Raw genomic sequence first — 21,269 nt, forward strand, 5'->3', positions numbered from 1 at the left:
ACTTCGCTCAACGTGTTAACACAACAGTTTGAACGAAGTCACTTTTTTGGGATTAATGCGATATATTCCTACGCTAGTTCCCCTCTTTAATCGATGGGTAATAGGTTCTTCTCAATCTCACTGCGTCGTCCTTCCAAGAATGGCGGCAAGCTTAAATCTTTACCCAGCTCGTCAATGCTTGAGTCAGTAGTGAACCCAGGTCCATCCGTAGCAATTTCAAATAAAATCCCGTTTGATTCGCGAAAATACAGACTCTTGAAATAAAAGCGATCTACGATCCCCGAAGTATAAAATCCGCGTTCTTTTACCGCTTCTTCCCAATATCGTAGTTCCTCTTCATTCTTAGCCCGTATCGCTAAATGATGAATGCTTCCTTTCCCCGGCTTCTCTCTAGGTCCGAGATCCTGTTTAATAAGAATTTCCCCGAAGGATTGCCCGTCTACGGATTGGTAGATCGCTTCGTTGTCAGAATGATAAGCTTCAACGTAACCGAACAGTTCTGTTAAAGTGTTGGCTAGCCGATTCAAATGACGCACAGTGATCTCAATCGTACCCATTCCTAAGATAAGATGCCGTGGGTCAACATCGGAACCCGTCCATGCTTGCCACGTGTCAGGAACCTTCTCGCCGTTGTTATTCTGCAGTACCATTCGCAGGCCTTCCTGGTCCTCAAAATGTAACGCATCTCGTCCTGCATAGGTCGTTATTTCACCGTGCTTTACTGCTAAGCGTTCGAACCGTTCTTTCCAGTAAACAAGGCTCTCATAGGATGGGACCAACAGTCCAATCTGCGTTATGGCATTGCTTCCACGGACCGTACTACCTATGTTAGGCATTTCAAAAAAAGTGAGCTCCGTTCCCGCGTTTCCACTCATATCTCCAAAGAACAAGTGATACATGGAAGGATCGTCCTGATTCACGGTCTTCTTCACTCTGCGTAGCCCTAATACTTGTTGGTAGAAATGGTTATTCAATTTTGCGTCCTTGCTAAGCATTGAAATATGATGATGTCCAGAAATGATGTGCATTTTGTATTCCTCCTAGTTATTAATTGATTAGTCAAGTGATAGTTTAAAAAAATTACCCCTTTGGCAACTCTTTTTTCTGGCTATTTTTATGAACTTTCGTCATTAGTTTATAAAGTGTTTTTTGTTCGTCTTCCGTTAATGCCTCATCAAAGAAAGACGATTGAAATTCAAGTTGTTCCGGCATAGCCTGATCCAGGATCCGTTCACCCTTCTCTGTCAGACTGATGGTCTTCGTCTTCCAGTCACATTTGCGTTCGATGTAACCTTCATTCTCAAGACGAACCAGCATGCGCGAAATACCGCCTTGTGTCACCGTCACTCGTTCAGCTAACTCCATTTGCGTAAGCGGCTGATAGGTACGGATCTGCATCAGCACATCGAATTGGGCCGTCGTCAAGTTAAAACGTTTCAGAAAATCATTCGACATTTGGTTGCTTTGATTGGTGAATTTCACTAAACGCAGCCAAATTAACGAACCTAAAGTATTATTCTGCATCTAGCGTCCTCCTCACCACTGATTATATTATCACTTTACTACTCAATTGATAATAATGCAAGAGCGGAATCTAATCTATTTTGAGTTTTATTCATCAATAAAAAGTAAATTTAACATTTCGTTAGAAAAAATTACCCCTATTTTATAGAAATATCCCCCTGTCTTGAATATAGAACATAAGTTAATATTTTCCTTAGCAGCTAAAGAAACCGCATACATTATACTTTTAGGGGGAATTGTGTTGAAAAAGTATTCATTTATGCTTCTGAGCCTGCTTTTGCTCCTCTCTATGTTCTTAGCAGCATGCGGAAGCAGCAAGAACGGAAGCAACACATCTGCGGATGGAAATACGAACAAGAACAATGCGACGAATACAAAACAGGAGGAAACGAAGAAAGAAGCCGATCCTGTTAAGTTGCGTGTATTCTCAACATTTGGTGGAACTGACGTCGCTCGCGAAGCTTTCCAACAAGCGATTGACGAATTTACTGCCGCCAACCCTAATGTAACTGTTGAAAATGACACCATGTCGGCCAATGACGACGGCTTCCGTACGAAGGTAAATACAGATATGACTAGCGGCAACGAGCCGGATCTCCTCTTCTACTTCATTGGAGCCGATGCTGATGGCTTTGTTGATGCAGGCAAGGTAGTTCCGCTGAATGAGATTCTGGACGCTGATGCGGATTGGAAGAACGGATTTGCCCCAAGTGCACTTGGTTTTGCAAAGCAGCCTGACGGAAATATCTATGCTGCACCGTTGACCGGGTTCTACGAAGGTCTCTTCGTAAATAAGAAGATCTTTGCAGATAATGGTCTGGAACTGCCAACGGATTGGGATAAACTTACCACTGCGGTGAAGACGCTATCGGCAAAAGGAATTATCCCGTTGTCAGTACCATTTGACCAATCTCACTACATGATTGAATATACAGTTCTGTCGGCTCTCGGCCCTGAAAGTCAGAATAAAGGCTTGAAGGATGACGTCGATCCAAACTGGGAAAAGGCATACTCCGCAATGAAAGAACTGTATGACCTTGGTGCATTCCCTAAAGATGCGGCCACGATTGATCTGAGCATGTCCGGCAACTACTTCAGCGAAGGGCTTGCAGCCATGACAATCGAAGGTTCATGGGCAATTGGCGGTTGGAGTGAGGAAACTAGAAATAACGCGACCGTTATCCCATTCCCACAAGTTCCTGGCGGTGCTGGTAGCGGCAACAATGTTGTCGGCGGATTTGGCTCCGGCTTCTATATCTCCAAGGCAGCGTATGATAATGCTGCGAAGAAAGACTCTGTAGTTGCATTGATGAAACATCTGACATCTCCGGCTAGCATTCAGAAAATTGCAAGTGCTAACGGAGGAACACCGGCTGCTGACGTACAGCTTGATGGCCTTCCACAAGTAGCCCTCGACGGATTTGCGATGGCTGCCAAAGCGGATTCCATCAACTCACCGGTAGACAGTAAGGTTGCCCCTGAAACTTTCTCTGAACTTCGTGCTAACGTACAGCAGGTTGTAACTGGTAAGAAGACCCCTGCTCAAGCGATCGAAAGTGCTAAGAAAGTGGAAGATGCAAATAAAAAGTAAACTTTACCTCCCCTCCACCCAAACTGAATAAACGGATGTGCGCCGCCCAATCGATTTATCCTCGGGCGGCGCAGCCGTTTCAATGAGTAGAATGATCAAAATACACTACAACAAAGGTGATGATTATGAAGGGCGATCGTAAATATATCTTCATGTTTCTCCTTCCGTCGGCAGTACTTATGGGGCTATTTCTGTATTATCCATTCTTTAAGAGCTTCTATCTCAGCTTCTATCGTACCAAGGGCTTCTTCGACAAGAAATTTGTCGGTTGGGACAACTTTGAGCGGTTATTCACGGATAAATTACTTGGTGCAGCTACCTTGCATACGCTGGAACTGATGCTGTATGTGCTTCTGTTCCAGGTCGGAATTGCACTTGTACTAGCTGTTCTTGTTGAAGCGATAAGCAGGTTGAAAACTTTCTATCGCACGGTCTTCTTCTTCCCGGTCGTTATTTCCGGTACAGCGATCTCGCTGTTATTCGTACTTTTCTACAATTACAATTTCGGTTTGCTCAACAACTTGCTGGCGAATTTCGGAATAGAAAAGATTTTCTGGCTGGAGGAAGGAAATGCGCTCAGAGCGGTAGCGATTCCTACCGTATGGCATTATGTGGGCTTCTATTTCATTCTGTTCCTAACAGCGATGTCGAAGATTCCATCGGATTACTATGAAGCTGCCCGTCTTGAAGGCATTAGTGCCTTTAAACGCACGACCAAGCTGACGATTCCGCTAATTATGAGCGACATTAAAGTTGTTATTACTTTGGCCATTACAGGGACGCTTAAAGTGTTCGAATTTGTATGGGTAATTACGAGCGGGCAGAACGGCTCTGAAGTGCTGGGAACATATATGTACAAGAAGGCTATGGTCGACCAGAACTTCGGCTATGGCTCAGCCGTAGCGATTTATATGGTGATTTTCGGTGTATTGCTGGCCTTATTAGCCAATCGTTTGTTAAAAAGAGACGAGATTACATACTAAGCCATATAGGGGTGTACAGTTATGGAACCAACAATTTCAGTAAAACCTAATGTCCAGCGTGGAGAATTCAGGCGGTTCAAGTTAAGTACCGTCTTGATATATGTCGTCCTATCTGCATGGGCGATGACTACGATTTACCCGTTATTCTGGATCGTGAACAATTCCTTCAAAGTATCCAGAGATGTCATGAACAACTCATTCAGCGTGGCTTGGCAGCCTACTTTCGTGAACTATACTACGGCATTCGACCGGATTAATATCGGCAAGAGCTATATCAACAGTCTAGTCATGTCCGGTTCGACGGTACTCCTAGTGCTGATCTTTGGCGGGCTAGCTGCTTACGTGCTGTCCAGATTTAATTTTGCAGGCAAAAGAGCGATATACTCCCTTCTCTATGCAACACTCTTAATTCCGGCATTTGCAACCGTCGTTCCTGTGTACGAGCTGCTAATTAAGACCGGAACGGTTAATACGTACTGGGGGCTGATTCTCCCCCATACTGCAGGCAACCTGACCTTTGCCATTCTAGTTATAGCCGGCTATATGTCTACGATTCCTAAGGAATTAGAGGAAGCAGCTTTTATTGATGGATCGAATCGCTGGCAAATGTTCTACAAAGTGTTTGTACCGATCTCTCAACCTGTCTTTGCTTCAGCAAGCATTTTCGTATTCCTATGGTCCTATAACGATTTGTTCTCGGCATTGATATTCGTGAGTCATAAGGATGTCCGTCCGATTGTGGCCCTGCTCAGTGAAATTAGCTCACAATATGGCACGGACTTCGGTTTGATGGCAACAGCGGTGACACTGACGGTTATTCCAGTTCTCATTGTATATCTCTTCGTCTCCAAATATATTCAAAAAGGTCTGACCGAAGGTGCTATTAAAGGATAATAGGTCCCATAGTGGTATCAGCTCTGACATGGGACAAAAGAAAGGTCGAGTTTGGCTAATATGCCTTTTAACTCGACCTTTTACTTTATATTGTTAATGGTTTCTAATTTAGTTTACATAATAATTATTACGTAAACCAGATGGAGTGTTACTTATAATTTGCTTCGCAACACATCGGCCAAGCGTCTAATTCCTTCGGCAATATTCTCATTGGACATATTGGAGAAATTCAAGCGCAGTGTATTATGTCCCCCGCCGTTCGGAAAGAAGGAAGCACCGGAGACGAAGGCGACATGATTACGCAGGCAATCCTGAAGAAGCTCAGCGGAATCGATAGACTCGGGCAGCTCCAGCCATATAAATAGGCCCCCCTGTGGTGTACTGTAAGATACACTTGGCGGGAGATATTCCTTAATGCAGGATGCCATAGCACTGTATCTTTCTTTATAAATCGCTCTTATCTTCTCAATATGCGACTCTAGATCGTACATCTCTATATATTTAGCTGCTACTCTCTGTGCGAAGCTGTCGGTGTGCAGGTCAGCGGATTCCTTCAATGATACGTATCTGGCCATAAATGCTTCGTCGGCACAAATCCAGCCGAGTCTGAGTCCCGGGGAGAATATTTTGGAGAAGGTGCTTAGATAAATAACCCTGCCTTCTGTATCGAAATGCTTCAGTGGTGGCAGAGGCTCTCCTGCAAACCTTATTGCTCCGTAAGGATTATCCTCAAGGATGACAACATCATACTGATTAGCCAGCTGCACCATTCTTTGTCTTCTCTCCAGCTTCATCGTCCTGCCCGTTGGATTCTGGAAGTCCGGAATCGTATAGATGAACTTCACATCGGGATGAGCCTGCAGCTTCTTCTCCAGCTCTTCCATGATCATACCGTCTTCATCCATATCGACTTCAACAAATCTTGGATTGTACACCTTGAAGGCGTTAATGGCGGCCAGATATGTAGGGCTCTCGCAAATAATGACATCTCCCTCATCGATGAATAGCTTGCCGGTCAGATCAATGGCTTGCTGTGAACCTGAGGTGATCATCACATTCTCATAATTGGACTCAATGCCGATGTCCTTCATTCTCCCGCAGATCGCTTGCCTTAGCGGTATATATCCTTCAGTCGTACTATATTGAAGCGAAGCTGGGCCTTGTTCATTCAATACAGCTTCACATACTGCCTTCAGCTCCTCAACCGGAAACAGCTCTGGAGCAGGAAACCCGCCTGCGAAGGATATCACTTCCGGTCTCTCTGACATTTGCAGCAATTGATGCGTCCCGGAAGGCTTAAATTCACGAATTCTTTTGGAAAATTTATTGTTCATTCTGCTACCCCTTTGTGTTTAACATGCTAGTCTTAAGATGAATATTTAGTGAGATTTCATGGATGCAAGTCTTTCTCATATATACAAAATCCGGAATTTTCCCCCAAGTGGGCGTATCCGTTCTTGCTATAGAAGGTGTTAAGTGCGGCATTGTCCGCAATGCAATCCAGGCGAATTTTATCTTTGCCTTCGAAGCGAATGCCGTCTTTACACCATTTTAAGATTGAATTGCCTAACCCAGTGCTTGCATACTTACGACTGATCGCGAGCCGATGTAAGTACAGCGCACCGTCTCCATCGTATGCTTTCGACTCCCAAAGACGGCGATCCCACGCGCTTGGCTGCCGCAGGAGAATGACCATTCCTGCGATATCTGTTCCTGATTTGCAGACGAATACATCTCCGTTCAGGATTGCACCGGCAGTATTGTGGGAATCCTCCCCAGTCAGCAGACCGTTCCATTGCGAAGAACCTCTGCTAAGCAGCCATTCAGCTGTATGGACCAGGAGTGCGGCAACTGCTTCTGTGTCTTCGGGCTTCGCTTGTACCATTGTAAGCCCAGCGCCGATATGGTCGTCTCTAATTCTGAATGATCCGTTCAAAATAAGCTCCCTCTCCCAAACCGAAATAATATTTTTCTAATCGTTCCTCGTCGTTGCTCTTCATTACTCTTCATAGCTGCGCTAATCAAATAATTATAACTTAAAATGAGTTCGTCAGTCGAGTCTAGTGTTATTTAAGCTAAATATAATCTTTGTATTCATATTGTGAATTTTGCTATAATTCTCTAGAGATCGTGATGGTTGGTATTTAATATTAATTACATAGTAAAGGGGAAATCTCTTAATGATCATTAAGCCGAAGACTCGTGGTTTTATTTGTACTACGGCCCATCCAGAAGGATGTGCAAAGCAAATTGAACAACAGATCGAATATGTGAAAGCACAGAAGAAAATTCAAGGCCCTGCCAATGTCCTCGTCGTAGGTGCTTCAACAGGTTACGGACTTGCTTCCCGGATTGCTGCTGCATTTGGCGCTGGCGCGAATACGATCGGCGTATTCTTCGATAGAGCCGCTGAGGGCGCACGTACAGCAACTGCAGGTTGGTATAACTCAGCAGCCTTTGAACAGGCCGCCCAAAGCCAAGGCTTGAGGTCCTTCAGTATCGTTGGCGACGCCTTCTCGAATGAGATCAAAGCGAAGACAATTGATCTGATCAAGTCCGAGTTCGGACAAGTTGATCTGGTCGTATACAGTGTGGCATCGCCGCGTCGTACTCATCCTGATACTGGCGAGACCTTCACGTCCGTGATCAAGCCGGTCGGAGAAGCCTATTCCAACAAGACGATGAATTTCCACACGGGCGAAGTATCGATGACAAGCATCGAACCAGCTACAGAAGACGAAGTTAGACAGACGATCGCCGTTATGGGCGGCGAAGACTGGAAGATGTGGATCGATCAGCTTCTGAAGGCAGGTGTACTAGCTGATGGAGCAACTACAGTAGCTTACTCCTATATCGGTCCAGAGATTACTCATCCGATTTATCGTGAAGGTACGATCGGCAAGGCCAAGAACGATCTGGAGCAGTCTGCGCATCAATTGCAGGCTCTTCTGTCGGACAAGGGTGGACGGGCCTTTGTATCGGTGAACAAAGCGTTGGTCACCCAATCCAGTTCGGCAATTCCAGTAGTGCCTTTGTACATCTCTGCTTTGTACAGAGTCATGAAGGAGAATGGATTGCATGAGAACTGCATCCAGCAGATGTATCGCCTATTCTCGGAGCATCTATATAACGAGAATGCCAAGGATGCGAATTGCTTGATCCGTATTGACGATTGGGAAATGCGTGAAGATATCCAGGCTGAAGTCATGAAGCGCTGGGCGCAGGTTGAGACGGATAATGTGGATGAATTGACGGACCTGGTCGGTTATCGTCAGGACTTCTTCCAATTGTTCGGATTCGAATCAGAAGGTGTCGATTATGAAGCGGACACAGATGCAAACGTAGATATTCCTAATCTGGTCTAAGCACAAAGAAATCCCGTTCTCTCTTAGAGAGAACGGGATTTTTGTATTAATCTGCTTCAGTTGTTTCAACGGAAGGATCCACCGTCTCATCGGGCTCATCAACGGAGTCGTCGGTCTGCCCAGCTTCAGGCTCGTCCTCCGCTTCCCACTGGCTCTTGAAGAAGATCTCATATATTCTAATGATGATAATCTTAAAGAACATATATAGTGGAATGATGATCAACATACCGATAATTCCGAACAAATCGCCACCAGCGAGAACGAGAATAATCGTCGTAATCGGATGGATATCCAGCTTCTTGCCGAAGATCAATGGCGAGATCAGGTTATCCTGAATTTGTTGAGCTACGAGTATAATGATCAGCGACCAGATCGCCATCGACGGTGATTCAATCCAACCGATAATGACGATCGGAATGGAGGACAGAATCGCACCGAAGAATGGAATGAAGTTAAGAATAACTGCGATCACCGTAAGCAGAAGAGCATATGGCAGTCCAAGGAACAGGAAGCCAATATACATTAATACGCCCAAGGCCACATTGACTAGCACCCGGCTAATAATATAGCCGCTAAGCGCGCTATCGATTTCTGCGGTTACCTCTTTGACATCCTTGTAATAGCGTCTCGGGAAGAAGCGAGCTATACCGCTACTGAACTTGTTCCCTTCCTTCAACATATAGAATAACAGAAGCGGCGTCGTGAACAGGATGATGGCAAAATTAGAGAAGAACGAGAACAGTCCGGCGACATAGTTGCTTAATAAGAAGAAGCCCTTATTTAAGTATTCAGACATATTGGATAACAGACTAAAATCTTCAGGAATGAAGTTCGACAGTAATCCTGTCTGCTCCAACTCCGTAAGTTGATGGCTGAATTTATTCAAATAATCCGGGGCACTAAGCAGCAGATTCGTGATCTGAGTACTGAGCGCCGGCCATACACCGAGAATAAAGCCAGTAATGAGAATGGCCAAGACCAGGTAAATCAGCAATATGGATATAATCCGTTTGATCTTATGCCGCTCCATATAGTCCACCAGTGGACGCAGCATATAATAGAAGAATCCGGATAGCAATAAAGGAATCAGAATCACTTTCGTTAATGATCTGATCGGTGTAAAGAGAAAATCTACTTTGGAGCATAGAAAAACAATTAAGAGCACTAGCGCTGCAGCTAGGCAAACTTTAATGAACTTATTAAGTCTACTCACACGACTCCCCCATTATTTATTAATAATATTTCTACAGTATTTTCTAATTATATCCTTAATCTATCATTCTATTCAAATTTAATTGAAAACTATTGACCTACCATTTTTGATTCCTGAATTCATAGAATTACATAGTAAAAAAATCCCCTCTACATAACTATAGAAGGGATTTTTGCAACTTGTAGATCGTATTAAGCTTGAACCGCAGCTTCTTCTCCTTGCTGAGCTTGCGCGTTCACTGTATGACTTTGGTTCGAAGTACGCAGCGGCAGCTCCTTCAGGAAGAAGGCAAGCAGGAGTGCCGCGCACAGAACAAGTGCGCCCGTGAAAAACACAGTGGACAGCGTGCTGCTCAGCGCATCACGGATCGTATCGATCATTTGCATGAACAGCGGCTGTACTTCCTTAGGAAGTTCCTGCATTGTCTTTTCAATCAGCGGTTTATTCATCAAGGTCGTTGGATTCGCAAATCCTTGCAGCTGTTGAGCCAGCTGCGGATCGACCTTACTGAAATCCGGTGCTGAAGAAGATGTGAAGGCACTCTTCAAATTCTTGGTCAGACTGTTCGACATCACCGTTCCCATTACTGCAATCCCAATCGTACCGCCAAGATTCCGGAACAATTGGCTCGAAGCAGTTACGACGCCCAGTTCCTTGTGAGACACAGCGTTCTGTGTCGCCAATGAGAATACCGGCATACCGAGACCAAGACCGATACCGAAGACAATCGTCGTAGCGATCGTAAATGCGATGTTATGCATAAAGATCATTCCGGTCATCCCGATAACCATCACCGGGATCCCAATCAATGCGAAACGCTTGTATTTACCGGTTTTAGCAATGAGCTGTCCAGTAACAGCACTTGTGATAACCATTGACAGCGACATCGGGATGGTTACATACCCGGCATAAGTCGGTGAAATACCAAGTACACCTTGCACGAAGAACGAAATATAGATCATCGCGCCCATCAAACCGAAGTTCATGATGAAACCGATGAGATTGGATACTGTAACGACACTATTCTTGAACAAATGCAACGGAAGTACAGGCTCTTTCACCTTTGATTCTATAAAAATGAATATAGCTGCTGCTATAACCGTTACAGCCAGTAATCCGAGAATTTGAACCGAACCCCATGCATATTCTGTACCTGCCCAAGAGAAGGCTAATAGCAGTGGTACAATCGCTATCGTCAGGAACAATGAACCCATGTAATCGATATGCTGACCAGGCTTGCGATCCACCTTCGGGAACAGGACCATGATCATAATAAATGCTACGACACCAAGTGGAAGGAAAATCCAGAACAACCAGTGCCAATCGATATGGTCAACCAGGTAACCGCCAAGTGTTGGTCCAAGTACACTGGAGAAACCGAATACCGCTGTCATCAGGCCCATCCATTTACCGCGCTCTCTCGGGGCGAATAAGTCACCAACCGCCGTAAAGGCTGTTGATTGAATAATACCTGCGCCAACCCCTTGAATACCACGATAAGTGATGAATTGGAATACATCATGGGATGTACCGGTCAGAAAAGCCCCTATCATGAATAATAATATCCCGATAAGAATGAACGGCTTACGTCCGTACATGTCGGACAGTTTCCCGACGAGAATCGTGGCGATTGTTGAAGTTAACAAATAAATGTTGATTGTCCAGGTATAGTAATCCATCCCGTCCAATATAGCAATGATTCTAGGCATTGCTGTACTCGTGATCGTCTGGTTAATGGCTGCAAAGAACATGGCGGCCATTACAGCAATCATGATCGTAATTTTACGTTTAAGCGTTAAATGCTCCATATGACTTTCTTTTCCACCTCGGTTTATTAGTTATCTATATTAACCAGCATCTGGGCGAAAATTCGCATTAAATGCTGAATATCCTCTTTGGATAGTTGATTGAACATTTTTTCCATCATTTCTCGATAGATCTCTTTGACCGAATCGATGGCATGAATACCTTCTTTCGTTATTTTTACATAGACTACCCTCCTATCATCCGTAGCTCTCTCCCTCTCAACATAATTCAAACTGCACAGCTTGTCGGTCAAGCCGGTAATCGCCGCGGAAGTCAAATTCAGGGCATCGGCCAATTCAGATACCTTAAGAGATCCGCGATTGTTCAAGCTGTACAATATTTGAACTTGAGGAAAAGTGAGATTCATTTTGCAGGCTCCCCGGTTCCAATCCTGTGAAGCTTTCTTCATAAGCAGTCTAAACATGCTGGAAACTTCCAATATTTCTTGATCGATGGCCAACCCTGTTCCTCCTTATCCAACAGAATCATTTATCATTTCATCTTTGGAATGTTAATTGCTAAATTAATAAACAATTAATAATTAAACTGTATAACTAATTTGCATAGACCAATATACAGCTTTTTATAAAAAAGTTCAAGAGAAAATTTAAATTTTTTTACAGAAAATAAAAAACAATGTCTGCACAGATTGCTGCGCGAACATTGCTTCTATATATATATGAAGATTTAAAATATATATCTCCATCATGCTAATAACTTTACAGACCCGACCGGCGGGATGCTTACTATTGGTATAAAAGATAGCTTATCGAGAAAATAGAGACCATCATTAGCTTTCTATGCCCTTTTCTAGCGTATTTCTGCTATAATATTAATTGCATTAAATGTAGATTTAATGCAATTTCTCTTTTAAACGACGAAATGGATGCGATTCTGATGAACAACACAGCTATTGCCGAGCAATATGAACGCGAATTACAGCTATTTTCGATTTATATGAAAGACCGGGAGTATTCGAAGGAGACGCAAAAGGCTTACCTCTTCGATGTGATGCATTTTCTTCATAACCTGGAGGGGAAAAATGTTGCCGAGGTGTCGGACTTCGATGTCATGAATCATCTGACCCTCGTCCGTGAGGCAGGTGCTGGAGCAAGATATCGGAATCGATGCCAATCGGCGATCCGTCTCTTCTATAAAGTACTGGTGAAATTCCAAATGACGAACTATAATCCGGCTTTGAATATTGAAAGAGCCAAAGTAGATAAAAATCGGAAACCTACCTATTTAGAGAAACCGTTCCTCGATGCTTGTCTTCAGCTGATTGATGGCAAATATGTTGTCCGCGATATTACGATTGTGGCACTCATGGCCTATGCAGGCTTGCGGGTCAGTGAGATCGTGCGACTCAACATCCATGATTTCAACAAAGAGCGCTCTGAGCTCGGCGTACTCGGTAAAGGTGAGAAATGGCGTTATATCCCCCTCCCTACCGAAATGAACGAGCTTCTACAGCATTACTTGAGTGAACGAATCGAGCCGAAAAATAAAAAAGACCAGTATGCGATGTTCATATCACAGTTCGGACGGCGGATTAGTAAACGGATGGTGCAGACGGTGGCGGAGAAGACCTTCGAAGCTCTTCAAGCTGAATTTCCGGAGCTTCAAGGGATGAAGCTGTCAGCTCACAAGCTGAGGCATTCCTTTGCTACGGACTTACTGCGCAGCGGAGCCGATCTGCGTACCGTGCAGGAACTGCTCGGACATGAGGATATCTCGACCACTCAAATTTATACCCACGTCTTAGATGAGACGAAGAAGAAAGCGATGAACAACATTCAGCCCGATCTTAGCAGATTGAAACTGAGACAGGAGCAATAGGGCTGTTCCTGCTCATTTAAAGTAGAAGATAATATGCTGGAAGCGAACCATAACTTCGGTGACGTTCCTGTAGCAATGGGGCTTGTCGGCCAAATATCTTATGGCGTCTCCAGCAGATAGCTTATAGGCCGAATCCCCAATGCTCACTTCCATCTCCCCTTCGGTCACAATGATATACTCCTCTGTTCCTTCGTTGTGTGGCTCTGAGATGTGATTCCAGCCCGCCTCCAGATCAATGGTGAACACCTCAAATCTTCGACTCTGGTCATAGGGAAAGAGCGGATACACTTGCATTTTTCCGTCACTTTCTATAATTGGTTTAATATCCTTCAGAGCGATATGCTCGATCTCCTTCTCCTCTTCTTCCATAAAATAAGAAAAAGACACATTCAGCCCTGTTGCGATTTTCCAAAGCGTTGATACCGTTGGATTGGATGCTCCCTTCTCGATTTGCGCCAGCATCCCCTTACTTACCCCGGTAAGCTCAGCCGCTCTGTCGAGGCTCATATTTTTTTGTTTTCTTATATGCTGCAGATTATTGCCGATAATTTGATTAAAATCCTTCATACCCATATCCCCCGAATTTATGTTCAATATATTGAACTTATATATAATATATTATACAATCTATTTCATAAGATTTCCACCAAGCGATTTATGTCGCAATTAAGATCCCAGAGAGGAGCGAATAAGATGTCATCCCCATTGAAGAAAAGTGCGGAAAAGGTACAAAACATTCTACGAGACTTCGGGCACGAGCTACAAGTTATTGAGCTACAGGACTCCACCCGCACCTCGGATGAGGCTGCCCGTACCATCGGCTGCAGTGTCAGCCAAATCGCCAAGTCATTGATATTTAAAGGTAAAGCATCGCAACAGCCGGTCCTTGTTATCGCCAGCGGAACTAATCGGGTTAATGAGAAAACGATTAAGGCTTATCTTGGTGAGAAGCTGGAGAAGGCAGATGCGGATTTCGTACTTGAGCATACCGGCTACGTAATCGGTGGAATTCCCCCTGTTGGGCATCATTCCCTGATCAAGACCTTTATAGATGAAGATTTACTACAATATGAAGAGATCTGGGCGGCAGCCGGAACGCCTAATGCCGTATTCAAGCTGACACCGCAAATTTTAATCGAAATCGTGGATGGAACTGTCGTCCCCATAACATAGAATAAGACTGCAAATAAAGGAGCTTTCGCATATTGTCGGAAGCTCCTTCTTTTTGACCAAATAGGCTGTCATAAAACCAAAAACGCTGTAAAAACAAAAGGATTAATGTCATTAATTAATAGGCTATCGTCTGGATGGGGATATGATTAATGCTATTAACTATTCATCGCATGAATACGACAAAAACCCCTTTGTATCAACATTCTTCCGTCTTTTCATCTGCATATTCTCCCTACTAATCGCTCATTTCCGGCAATTCAATAAACTGCGAGGCCCAGGCTGAGAATGATAGTTCTCTGTCCCAGGTAACCTCGTTGATTGCATAGGCACAGCCCCAATCTAAGACCCGCTGATGCAGCATATGTACCCGATATCGTTCGGCAAATCCGGATTTGGATGTGGTATGAAGATAATATTCTCGTATAAACCGGCCCGCCATCTCCCCTTCCCCACGGTCCAGATACATATTCATATTTCGACATACATCGGCTAAGCCATCACCGAAATAGCCAGTAGTGAAGTCGAATATCCCGCTTAATCCCCACGCATCGCCTTGACGCTGGAAGAGCAAATTATCCAATTTATAGTCACCCATTACAAAAGTCGGGATAGAAAGCTCGTTAAATGCCTGCTCGGAATCTCTCAGTAAGCTCTCCATCCACTCTATGTCCTGATCAGTAACCATGGAATAATTTCCGGCATCACTAAGCCAATACCTGATCCGATTATAGAGCCAGGAAGTATACCCTTCCGGAAATTCGACTATTCTTCCCTCCAACGGCTTGTATTCTCCGAAACGATCAGCCTTCCAACGCTGCATTTGTGCTAGTGTATCAGCCAGCAAAGACGCAACTTGTTCCCGTTCGGTATCACTTAAGTCTACATAAGCTGCGGGATCGCTTAAATGTACGCCAGAAAGCCTGGACATGATGGCATATGACCAGCCGAATATGTCCTCTGCTTCATCCACGATATAGAGCCTCGGAACCGGCAGTGTTGTCGTGTTACGCAAATGATCAATGTAATATTTCTCCTCAATAAATTGGCCTGGATAGAGCGGATTTCCCTTTAACACATAATTGCCTGTGGAAGATTGCAGGAACAGGGTCTGTTGTCCAACTCCCTTCGAGGTAGGCGTGAACGAGATTAGTTCACCCAGATTGAAGCGATACAGCGCCCGTTGTAGCTGCTCGTCAGATATATCCCCTAGCTTCGGAGAGGAGAAGAATATTTCTGTAGTCATATGGTTCAACTCCTATACAATAGATTGGACTTTCTCGCACTTGTTCTTCTAGTATACAAAAAGGTACCCAAAGTCTAAACACCTTTTTCCTAAGTGTCCAGTCTTTGGGTACCCGTGAAAATCCTGATAATTTTCAATGATTAGTGATGCATAACATCCGTATGTTGGGAAATCTCACTCAGCGCTTCCGCAGCGATGCTATCGAATTGACCTGACGTTGCCAGGTCTCCAATCGCTACGACGCCGGCTAATTCCCCCTGATCAACAACAGCCAGACGACGAATCATTTCCTTCGACATCAGTTCGGCAGCTTCATCAACGGTTGTATCCGGCGAGGCCGTGACAATGTTCTGCGTCATTACTTCCCTCGCAGGAGCTGAGCCAGGTCTCTTAGCGGCATATCCGCGCACGACTAGATCGCGGTCGGTTACCACTCCGAGTAACTTTTTATTGTCTACAACAGGAATAAAGCCGATATTATTTTTCTCCATCTTAATGGCGATTTGGTAAATATCGTCTTCTGGTGATACGGTTTCACAGTTTGTAGTCATAATCTCACGTAATGTTTTCATGAGAATCCCCCCTTCTTCAAAAGGTAGATTTTCCGCAATTCGTGAATACTATTCATCCTTTTTTAACCGGTTCATCTCTGAGGAGTATAGGTAGTCGAATTTCAATTCGTGTACCATGATGAAGTTCGCTTGCAACATTAACTTCTCCTCCGTGCACCTTCACAATATCATGGGTGATGGCCATGCCAAGCCCCGAGCCCTTGTGAAGCTCACCTGTGTTAGTTCCCCGATAATATCTGTCAAAGATCCGCTGCAGTTCTTCCTCCCGGATGCCTTTGCCATTGTCTTCGACACAGATCCAGACGTCAAGGCCGCTTTTCTTAACCTCAACCTGAATCGCCACCTGTTCATCGTTATGGACAATCGCATTGTAGATCAGATTGCCAACAGCCCTACGGATCAGAATTTCATCGACATCGATATTGATCACCTCGTTGCTACAGTGGAAATCAATGTTCCGGTTGGCATACCGGGCATCATTCAGCGTATCTATAACGACGTTCCGGACCAAGCCCACAATGTTGACATTCTTTTTGTGAAGCATCATTTTTTTATTTTTCAATCGGGTGGATAGATTCAAATCTTCGATCAAGTCCCGTAGATACAACGACTTGCTTTCAATGATCTCCGCGTAATCTCTCATCTCTTCGATTGAAAATTGATAATCCTTGTCCTTCATCATTTCTGCATAACCTTGAATGGAAGCAAGAGGTGTCTTAATATCATGCGAAATATTTCCGATCCACTCTTCCTTCATCTGATCCAGCTTCTTTCTTTCCTGCTCGCTGGCTTGCAAATTCTGGGATAATACATTGATGTTATGAAACACGTCTTTGTATATCCCTTTTGACTCATAATACACATGATAGTTTTTATGAGCCAACTGTTTGATCCCGTTAATCAAGGCGTGGAGCGGACGAGTCAGCCCTTTACTAAAAATATAAGCGATACAGAGCGCAACGAATCCGTCGACCGCTATCAGGATAAGGGTGCCGGTTTTAAGTGTCTGACCGACTACTCTGTAATCGTAAGTTAACACATACCGTTGTAAATAACGGTCCTTGAAGCCGATCAGATAGCTGTAACGGTAATTAGGCTCCGTTTTTTCCCCAACAAAAACGGTGGATAAGGTCTCTTTTTCAACATATTTATAGGTCTGAATGATATCCATAGGCGTATATTTCGTCTTGGCTTCTTCAGGAACACGGTAGCCATACAGAAGCTTGCCATCCTCGTCCAGTACTTGAATCCATGCTTGCTTGTTCTGTAATTCAGCTTTTCCGTTGTCGGAAATAGAAATTCCGGATGGAGAGACATTGATTTCGCTCGCAAAGGAACGAGTAAAGGACTCCGCCGAATTATCTTGGTCATATAGTAAATGGCCTTTAGTCACCATTTGCTGAATATTTAATCCGATCACCACGATAATATTCATGATGATAACGATAACAACGATCAGAACAACGGATAACAAATATCGCCCTGTCAGCTTCCATTTCATCGGCTATTCATCCTCTATCGCCAACTTGTAACCGAGTCCCTTCACTGTAACTAAATACCGCGGGTTGGAAGGATCCTCTTCGATCTTCTCTCGAAGCCGCCGAATATGTACCATAACGGTATTGTCGAATCCGAAAAATTCCTCACCCCATACCCTCTCAACCAGACTTTCCTTACTAATGATCTGGTTGGGATGCTTAAGCAAATGAGTTAGCAACCCAAGCTCCTTAGGCTTGAGCTCGACCACTTCACCGTTTTTCCTGATCTCGATCTTTTCTTCATTTAACTCGAAAGGTCCTGCCTTAATGATACGCGGCTGTGATTCCTGCACCTGAGTAACTTCCGGTCTTCTGAACCGTGCCTTGATCCGGTAAGCCACTTCCTTCGGGCTGAAAGGTTTGGTGATGTAATCATCGCCACCAATGGCGAATCCTAAAATCTTGTCAATCTCCTCGGTTTTCGCGGATAAGAAGAAAATCGGGACATTGGAAACATTGCGAATTTGTTTGCAGACATCATAGCCTTCCCCATCCGGAAGCATAATATCTAGAATCACAAGGTCGGGCTGTGTATCCTGAAATTGTGACCAACCGTCTGCAGCGGTCGATGCAGTATAGACCTGATCGATCCCCTCCTTTACCAGGACGGTCTTCAGTAGCCGCAAAATATCAACCTCATCATCTACGATTAGCACCTTTTGATCCCATGACAAAGCGATTCCAACCTCCTTTCAAATGGTTGGGGATACGGGTTATGCAGCCGAACCCCAAAAACCGCACAACCCAGTACTCTTCTCCCCACCCTGCGATTTACTATAACAAGCGAAGGTAAGCTACGGAAACTATTTTTTTTACTCCTGAGCAAAAAATTTGGCCATTGGATTTGCCGTCTTCTTGTCCAACGTGACTTTTCCTGTCCGGTTCATCTCGTAATATTGATAATAATCGGAAGTGAAATTAAGAGCTGTCAATGCTTGCTCCCCGAACGGATCGACCACTTTATCGGTTAATGCATCCCCGTTCCAATAGAAATGAAGCAGCAAACGGTTCTTGTTGTATGGATGTTTGATAATATAAGCACCAGCACCATCTTTTTTATTCATCATCTTTTTCCAGTCCCAACCGATATCTTTGGATTTTTGAATGATGCTTGGCTTCAAAGCTTGAATGAGACCATTCGTTTTGGCGCTGCCGATGACAATAATGTTGCTCACCGCCAATTCCTTGGTCATTTTCTGCTTCAACACCTGACGTTCTGCAATTACAGTAGGTTTTATACCTGTGAACGATAATGTAGCTTCAATCTGATTCTTGATCGCTTCCTGCTGCTTTTTCGCCTTAGCTCCAACCTGATCGCTCAGTACGATGGTTAGTGGTTCACCTGCATACACCTTATCCATAATTCTGCTCATCGTTTCGTATGGAAGCCCAGGAATCTGGCTCATGGAAGCATGATACATCTCTTTGAACTGCTCTCGCATGTAATCCGCTTTTTCAGTTTCGGTCAGTTGGTATTCCGACTTCAGCACGAAATTTGGCTCATGCAGCGCTTTATCCATCTCATCCCGGGCTTGTATACCAAGTGTATCCTCTATCGTCTGCAGTAGACCGGCAATCGTTGCATTTTTATATTCATAGCGCTTGAAGTATTCCTGCATAAATGCATCGAATTTCTCCTCGCCGACCAACCGGTATAGCTGGTAGATTGCCTGCCGCCCCTTGCCATAGTACACCGGATTCGCATTGTCCCCGACCTCCTTGTTGGTAGAAGCGATCGGTTCGTCGAAGGAGGAATCATCATATTGGAGCGCCTTGAAGCCATTCAACGAATCGCCCTGTTTTTCCGTAAAATAGATCATCGAGAAATCAGCGAAGCCTTCATCCAAGAACGATTCTGTCTCCGAATTGTTCCCGATCAGGGCATGGAACCATTGATGGGCAATTTCATGTACAAACACACTGTCATGGGCAGCGTCGGCATTGTTTCCTTTCAAGCCCATTTGGATAACTCGAGAAAATTCTACCGCTACCCCCTCAACATAAGACTCGGCAATCCGGAATTCAGGGTAAGGATATTTTCCGTATTTATCATTAAAGAACTGGATTGCTTTGAATGCTTGGTCAATATACTGATGAATGACTTTTTTCTTGTCTGGCACATTGTCAAAATAATAATATTCAACCGTCAATCCGTCACGCGTTACACTCTCCACCTTATAATTAGGGCTTGCAAAAAAGACGAATTCCCGCGTGTTGTTTGCCACTGTGGATACAATTTTGCGTCCTGCTTCCTTGTCTTGCTGAGTAGTGATCGTTCCCGGCATCAATACCTGATACTTGTCCGGTACGTTGAGATGAACTTCAAAATCCGAGGACGTGTAATAATCAGTTTCAAATATTGTGCTGTAAGGCGTTTTATTCCATTGGTGCTTGGCTTCATCATAAACGGCTAGAACCGGGAACGCATGCGCGCCATTTATAATGTCTTTATAATATGACAAGCGTTCAGAGCCATACGGAATCTTGACATCGAATTCAAGCTGCAAGGTGATCGATTCGCCGGGTTTAAGTCCTTGCGCGAGTGAGACGATCAAAGCCTGATTTTTATTCTCATAGGTTAAGGATTGCCCGTTTGCTGTCACTTTTTTCATATCAATGCCGCCCAGAAAATCATTCGGAGTTAGTTTAGGATTATCTTTTAGGATTTCTTCATTCGTCCGTTTGAACATGCCTGGCTGGGTCTCTTTCGAGCGATTGGCATCGGCAAAAGTATGGAACACAAGTTCATGCAGCGTATCCTTGGTAGTATTGCGGAACATCACGGTTTCACTGCCCAGGATATGCATGTTTTTCTCATCCAGTCGACCATTAATCTGGTATTGAATTGGCGTTTGCACCTCTGAGGCGTTCACCGACTGTCCAGCAATGGATATCGGCGCTGCCAGTGCGTGAACACCACTAACAACTGGGCTCGCTATCAACGTAACTGCCACCGAACAGGCGATTGCTTTCTGGGTAATGGATTTAAAAGTTGTATTTTGGTTCATCGAATTCTCTCCTTTTTTCTATGTAACGCTTCGGTTACGGATCGAGCTTCCGAATCTTCGAAAGAATCGATTCCGTCCCCTTCGCTACTTTTCCTTTTTAATTTCTACGGGTTAATTTCTACTGCGGCTTAATTTTCCCTACCTTCCAGTTTCTGTTTCGCTTTCTCCGGCAGCTCGTTTGCCTGCACTTCCTGGTAGGACTTTACTTCATCTCCCTTCAGGTATACCTGCAGATAGGCTTGCTTGCGCAGATCCTTCTGCGCTGTAAAGGTGAAGGTTTTTTCTTTCCCGTCTTCATTGAAACCTTTCATCGTGTATTCATAATCAGTGTAAATTTTCCCGTTATCTGATTTACTCTCTATCTTTTTGCCGCTATCCTGGATTTGCACGTAATAACTATCAGCACCAATACGGTTGATGTTGACATTTTGAATAAAAACAATAAATCCGATCAGAAGAACTAAAATGATACCTGATCCAATAAAAAATCCTTTTTTCATCGTTTCTTTCTCCATTCCCA

The 21,269-nt window shown here is 44.2% G+C and carries 20 protein-coding genes; 6 read left to right on the forward strand and 14 right to left on the reverse strand.

From position 1 onward, the window contains the following. Positions 1–86 precede the first annotated feature (86 nt). Positions 87–1,028 carry a ring-cleaving dioxygenase gene (locus EI981_RS15160; protein ID WP_126999487.1) on the reverse strand — a complete coding sequence of 314 codons (942 nt, stop codon included), beginning with the start codon at positions 1,026–1,028 and terminating at the stop codon, positions 87–89. A 52-nt stretch (positions 1,029–1,080) separates the two neighbouring features. Beyond that, positions 1,081–1,524 (reverse strand): MarR family winged helix-turn-helix transcriptional regulator, encoded by a 444-nt coding sequence (locus tag EI981_RS15165; RefSeq protein WP_126999489.1) that lies wholly within the window; start codon positions 1,522–1,524, stop codon positions 1,081–1,083. Positions 1,525–1,765: 241 nt separating this feature from the next. On the opposite strand from EI981_RS15165, the gene EI981_RS15170 reads away from it, so the two are divergent. The 3 genes from EI981_RS15170 (at position 1,766) to EI981_RS15180 (ending at position 4,992) form a co-directional block, all read left to right on the forward strand. Then, positions 1,766–3,115: an ABC transporter substrate-binding protein gene (locus tag EI981_RS15170; RefSeq protein WP_126999491.1), complete on the forward strand. Its 1,350-nt coding sequence runs from the start codon at positions 1,766–1,768 to the stop codon at positions 3,113–3,115. A 125-nt stretch (positions 3,116–3,240) separates the two neighbouring features. Next, a complete protein-coding gene (locus EI981_RS15175; RefSeq protein ID WP_126999493.1) occupies positions 3,241–4,098 on the forward strand; it encodes a carbohydrate ABC transporter permease in 858 nt (285 codons plus the stop codon). Positions 4,099–4,119: 21 nt separating this feature from the next. Beyond that, positions 4,120–4,992 carry a carbohydrate ABC transporter permease gene (locus EI981_RS15180; protein WP_126999495.1) on the forward strand — a complete coding sequence of 291 codons (873 nt, stop codon included), beginning with the start codon at positions 4,120–4,122 and terminating at the stop codon, positions 4,990–4,992. 152 nt (positions 4,993–5,144) lie between these two features. On the opposite strand, the gene EI981_RS15185 is transcribed toward EI981_RS15180, so the two are convergent. Together EI981_RS15185 and EI981_RS15190 are read right to left on the reverse strand one after the other, a co-directional pair. Then, positions 5,145–6,326: an aminotransferase-like domain-containing protein gene (locus EI981_RS15185; RefSeq protein WP_126999497.1), complete on the reverse strand. Its 1,182-nt coding sequence runs from the start codon at positions 6,324–6,326 to the stop codon at positions 5,145–5,147. 56 nt (positions 6,327–6,382) lie between these two features. Further along, positions 6,383–6,928: a GNAT family N-acetyltransferase gene (locus EI981_RS15190; RefSeq protein ID WP_227011447.1), complete on the reverse strand. Its 546-nt coding sequence runs from the start codon at positions 6,926–6,928 to the stop codon at positions 6,383–6,385. A 244-nt stretch (positions 6,929–7,172) separates the two neighbouring features. On the opposite strand from EI981_RS15190, the gene fabV reads away from it, so the two are divergent. Continuing rightward, positions 7,173–8,357, forward strand: coding sequence for an enoyl-ACP reductase FabV (gene fabV / locus EI981_RS15195; RefSeq protein ID WP_126999499.1), 1,185 nt, complete (start codon positions 7,173–7,175; stop codon positions 8,355–8,357). A gap of 46 nt (positions 8,358–8,403) precedes the next feature. Here fabV and EI981_RS15200 read toward each other — a convergent pair whose 3' ends face one another. The 3 genes from EI981_RS15200 to EI981_RS15210 all read right to left on the reverse strand — a co-directional run bounded on the left by EI981_RS15200 (position 8,404) and on the right by EI981_RS15210 (position 11,836). Further along, entirely contained in the window at positions 8,404–9,570 is a 1,167-nt protein-coding gene (locus EI981_RS15200; RefSeq protein ID WP_126999501.1) for an AI-2E family transporter, read from the reverse strand. Between the two features lie 191 nt (positions 9,571–9,761). Beyond that, positions 9,762–11,378 (reverse strand): MDR family MFS transporter, encoded by a 1,617-nt coding sequence (locus EI981_RS15205; RefSeq protein ID WP_126999503.1) that lies wholly within the window; start codon positions 11,376–11,378, stop codon positions 9,762–9,764. A gap of 26 nt (positions 11,379–11,404) precedes the next feature. Continuing rightward, the gene (locus EI981_RS15210; protein ID WP_126999505.1) at positions 11,405–11,836 is read right to left on the reverse strand and encodes a MarR family winged helix-turn-helix transcriptional regulator; all 432 of its coding nucleotides are present in this window, start codon (positions 11,834–11,836) and stop codon (positions 11,405–11,407) included. Positions 11,837–12,273: 437 nt separating this feature from the next. On the opposite strand from EI981_RS15210, the gene EI981_RS15215 reads away from it, so the two are divergent. Next, on the forward strand, positions 12,274–13,215 hold the full coding sequence (locus EI981_RS15215; protein ID WP_126999507.1) for a tyrosine-type recombinase/integrase: 942 nt from the start codon (positions 12,274–12,276) through the stop codon (positions 13,213–13,215). 12 nt (positions 13,216–13,227) lie between these two features. Here the strand turns inward: EI981_RS15215 and EI981_RS15220 are convergent, their stop codons facing one another. Beyond that, complete coding sequence (locus tag EI981_RS15220) at positions 13,228–13,782, reverse strand: helix-turn-helix domain-containing protein (RefSeq protein WP_126999509.1); 555 nt, start codon at positions 13,780–13,782, stop codon at positions 13,228–13,230. 126 nt (positions 13,783–13,908) lie between these two features. Here EI981_RS15220 and EI981_RS15225 point away from each other — a divergent pair, with 126 nt between their 5' ends. After that, positions 13,909–14,388 carry a YbaK/EbsC family protein gene (locus tag EI981_RS15225; protein WP_126999511.1) on the forward strand — a complete coding sequence of 160 codons (480 nt, stop codon included), beginning with the start codon at positions 13,909–13,911 and terminating at the stop codon, positions 14,386–14,388. A 235-nt stretch (positions 14,389–14,623) separates the two neighbouring features. On the opposite strand, the gene EI981_RS15230 is transcribed toward EI981_RS15225, so the two are convergent. From EI981_RS15230 to EI981_RS15255, 6 genes are all read right to left on the reverse strand, one after another. Then, the gene (locus tag EI981_RS15230) at positions 14,624–15,631 is read right to left on the reverse strand and encodes a phosphotransferase family protein (protein ID WP_126999513.1); all 1,008 of its coding nucleotides are present in this window, start codon (positions 15,629–15,631) and stop codon (positions 14,624–14,626) included. A 140-nt stretch (positions 15,632–15,771) separates the two neighbouring features. Then, positions 15,772–16,203 carry a CBS domain-containing protein gene (locus tag EI981_RS15235; protein WP_126999515.1) on the reverse strand — a complete coding sequence of 144 codons (432 nt, stop codon included), beginning with the start codon at positions 16,201–16,203 and terminating at the stop codon, positions 15,772–15,774. A 52-nt stretch (positions 16,204–16,255) separates the two neighbouring features. Next, positions 16,256–17,704 (reverse strand): sensor histidine kinase, encoded by a 1,449-nt coding sequence (locus EI981_RS15240; protein WP_126999518.1) that lies wholly within the window; start codon positions 17,702–17,704, stop codon positions 16,256–16,258. A gap of 3 nt (positions 17,705–17,707) precedes the next feature. Then, positions 17,708–18,415: a response regulator transcription factor gene (locus EI981_RS15245; protein ID WP_126999520.1), complete on the reverse strand. Its 708-nt coding sequence runs from the start codon at positions 18,413–18,415 to the stop codon at positions 17,708–17,710. A gap of 138 nt (positions 18,416–18,553) precedes the next feature. Beyond that, positions 18,554–20,749: a M1 family metallopeptidase gene (locus EI981_RS15250; protein WP_126999522.1), complete on the reverse strand. Its 2,196-nt coding sequence runs from the start codon at positions 20,747–20,749 to the stop codon at positions 18,554–18,556. A gap of 128 nt (positions 20,750–20,877) precedes the next feature. Further along, positions 20,878–21,249, reverse strand: a complete 372-nt coding sequence (locus tag EI981_RS15255) for a YxeA family protein (RefSeq protein WP_126999524.1) — start codon at positions 21,247–21,249, stop codon at positions 20,878–20,880. Positions 21,250–21,269 lie beyond the last annotated feature (20 nt).

The sequence above is a fragment of the Paenibacillus lutimineralis genome, from assembly GCF_003991425.1.
GTDB classification, from domain to species: Bacteria; Bacillota; Bacilli; order Paenibacillales; family Paenibacillaceae; genus Fontibacillus; species Fontibacillus lutimineralis.

What these genes read in the sequence shown, in the direction of transcription:
- EI981_RS15160 (WP_126999487.1), bottom strand. Translation starts at nt 1,028, where the DNA reads ATGCACATCATTTCTGGACATCATCATATTTCAATGCTTAGCAAGGAC.
- EI981_RS15165 (WP_126999489.1), bottom strand. Translation starts at nt 1,524, where the DNA reads ATGCAGAATAATACTTTAGGTTCGTTAATTTGGCTGCGTTTAGTGAAA.
- EI981_RS15175 (WP_126999493.1), top strand. Translation starts at nt 3,241, where the DNA reads ATGAAGGGCGATCGTAAATATATCTTCATGTTTCTCCTTCCGTCGGCA.
- EI981_RS15180 (WP_126999495.1), top strand. Translation starts at nt 4,120, where the DNA reads ATGGAACCAACAATTTCAGTAAAACCTAATGTCCAGCGTGGAGAATTC.
- EI981_RS15185 (WP_126999497.1), bottom strand. Translation starts at nt 6,326, where the DNA reads ATGAACAATAAATTTTCCAAAAGAATTCGTGAATTTAAGCCTTCCGGG.
- fabV (WP_126999499.1), top strand. Translation starts at nt 7,173, where the DNA reads ATGATCATTAAGCCGAAGACTCGTGGTTTTATTTGTACTACGGCCCAT.
- EI981_RS15205 (WP_126999503.1), bottom strand. Translation starts at nt 11,378, where the DNA reads ATGGAGCATTTAACGCTTAAACGTAAAATTACGATCATGATTGCTGTA.
- EI981_RS15215 (WP_126999507.1), top strand. Translation starts at nt 12,274, where the DNA reads ATGAACAACACAGCTATTGCCGAGCAATATGAACGCGAATTACAGCTA.
- EI981_RS15220 (WP_126999509.1), bottom strand. Translation starts at nt 13,782, where the DNA reads ATGAAGGATTTTAATCAAATTATCGGCAATAATCTGCAGCATATAAGA.
- EI981_RS15225 (WP_126999511.1), top strand. Translation starts at nt 13,909, where the DNA reads ATGTCATCCCCATTGAAGAAAAGTGCGGAAAAGGTACAAAACATTCTA.
- EI981_RS15230 (WP_126999513.1), bottom strand. Translation starts at nt 15,631, where the DNA reads ATGACTACAGAAATATTCTTCTCCTCTCCGAAGCTAGGGGATATATCT.
- EI981_RS15235 (WP_126999515.1), bottom strand. Translation starts at nt 16,203, where the DNA reads ATGAAAACATTACGTGAGATTATGACTACAAACTGTGAAACCGTATCA.
- EI981_RS15240 (WP_126999518.1), bottom strand. Translation starts at nt 17,704, where the DNA reads ATGAAATGGAAGCTGACAGGGCGATATTTGTTATCCGTTGTTCTGATC.
- EI981_RS15250 (WP_126999522.1), bottom strand. Translation starts at nt 20,749, where the DNA reads ATGAACCAAAATACAACTTTTAAATCCATTACCCAGAAAGCAATCGCC.
- EI981_RS15255 (WP_126999524.1), bottom strand. Translation starts at nt 21,249, where the DNA reads ATGAAAAAAGGATTTTTTATTGGATCAGGTATCATTTTAGTTCTTCTG.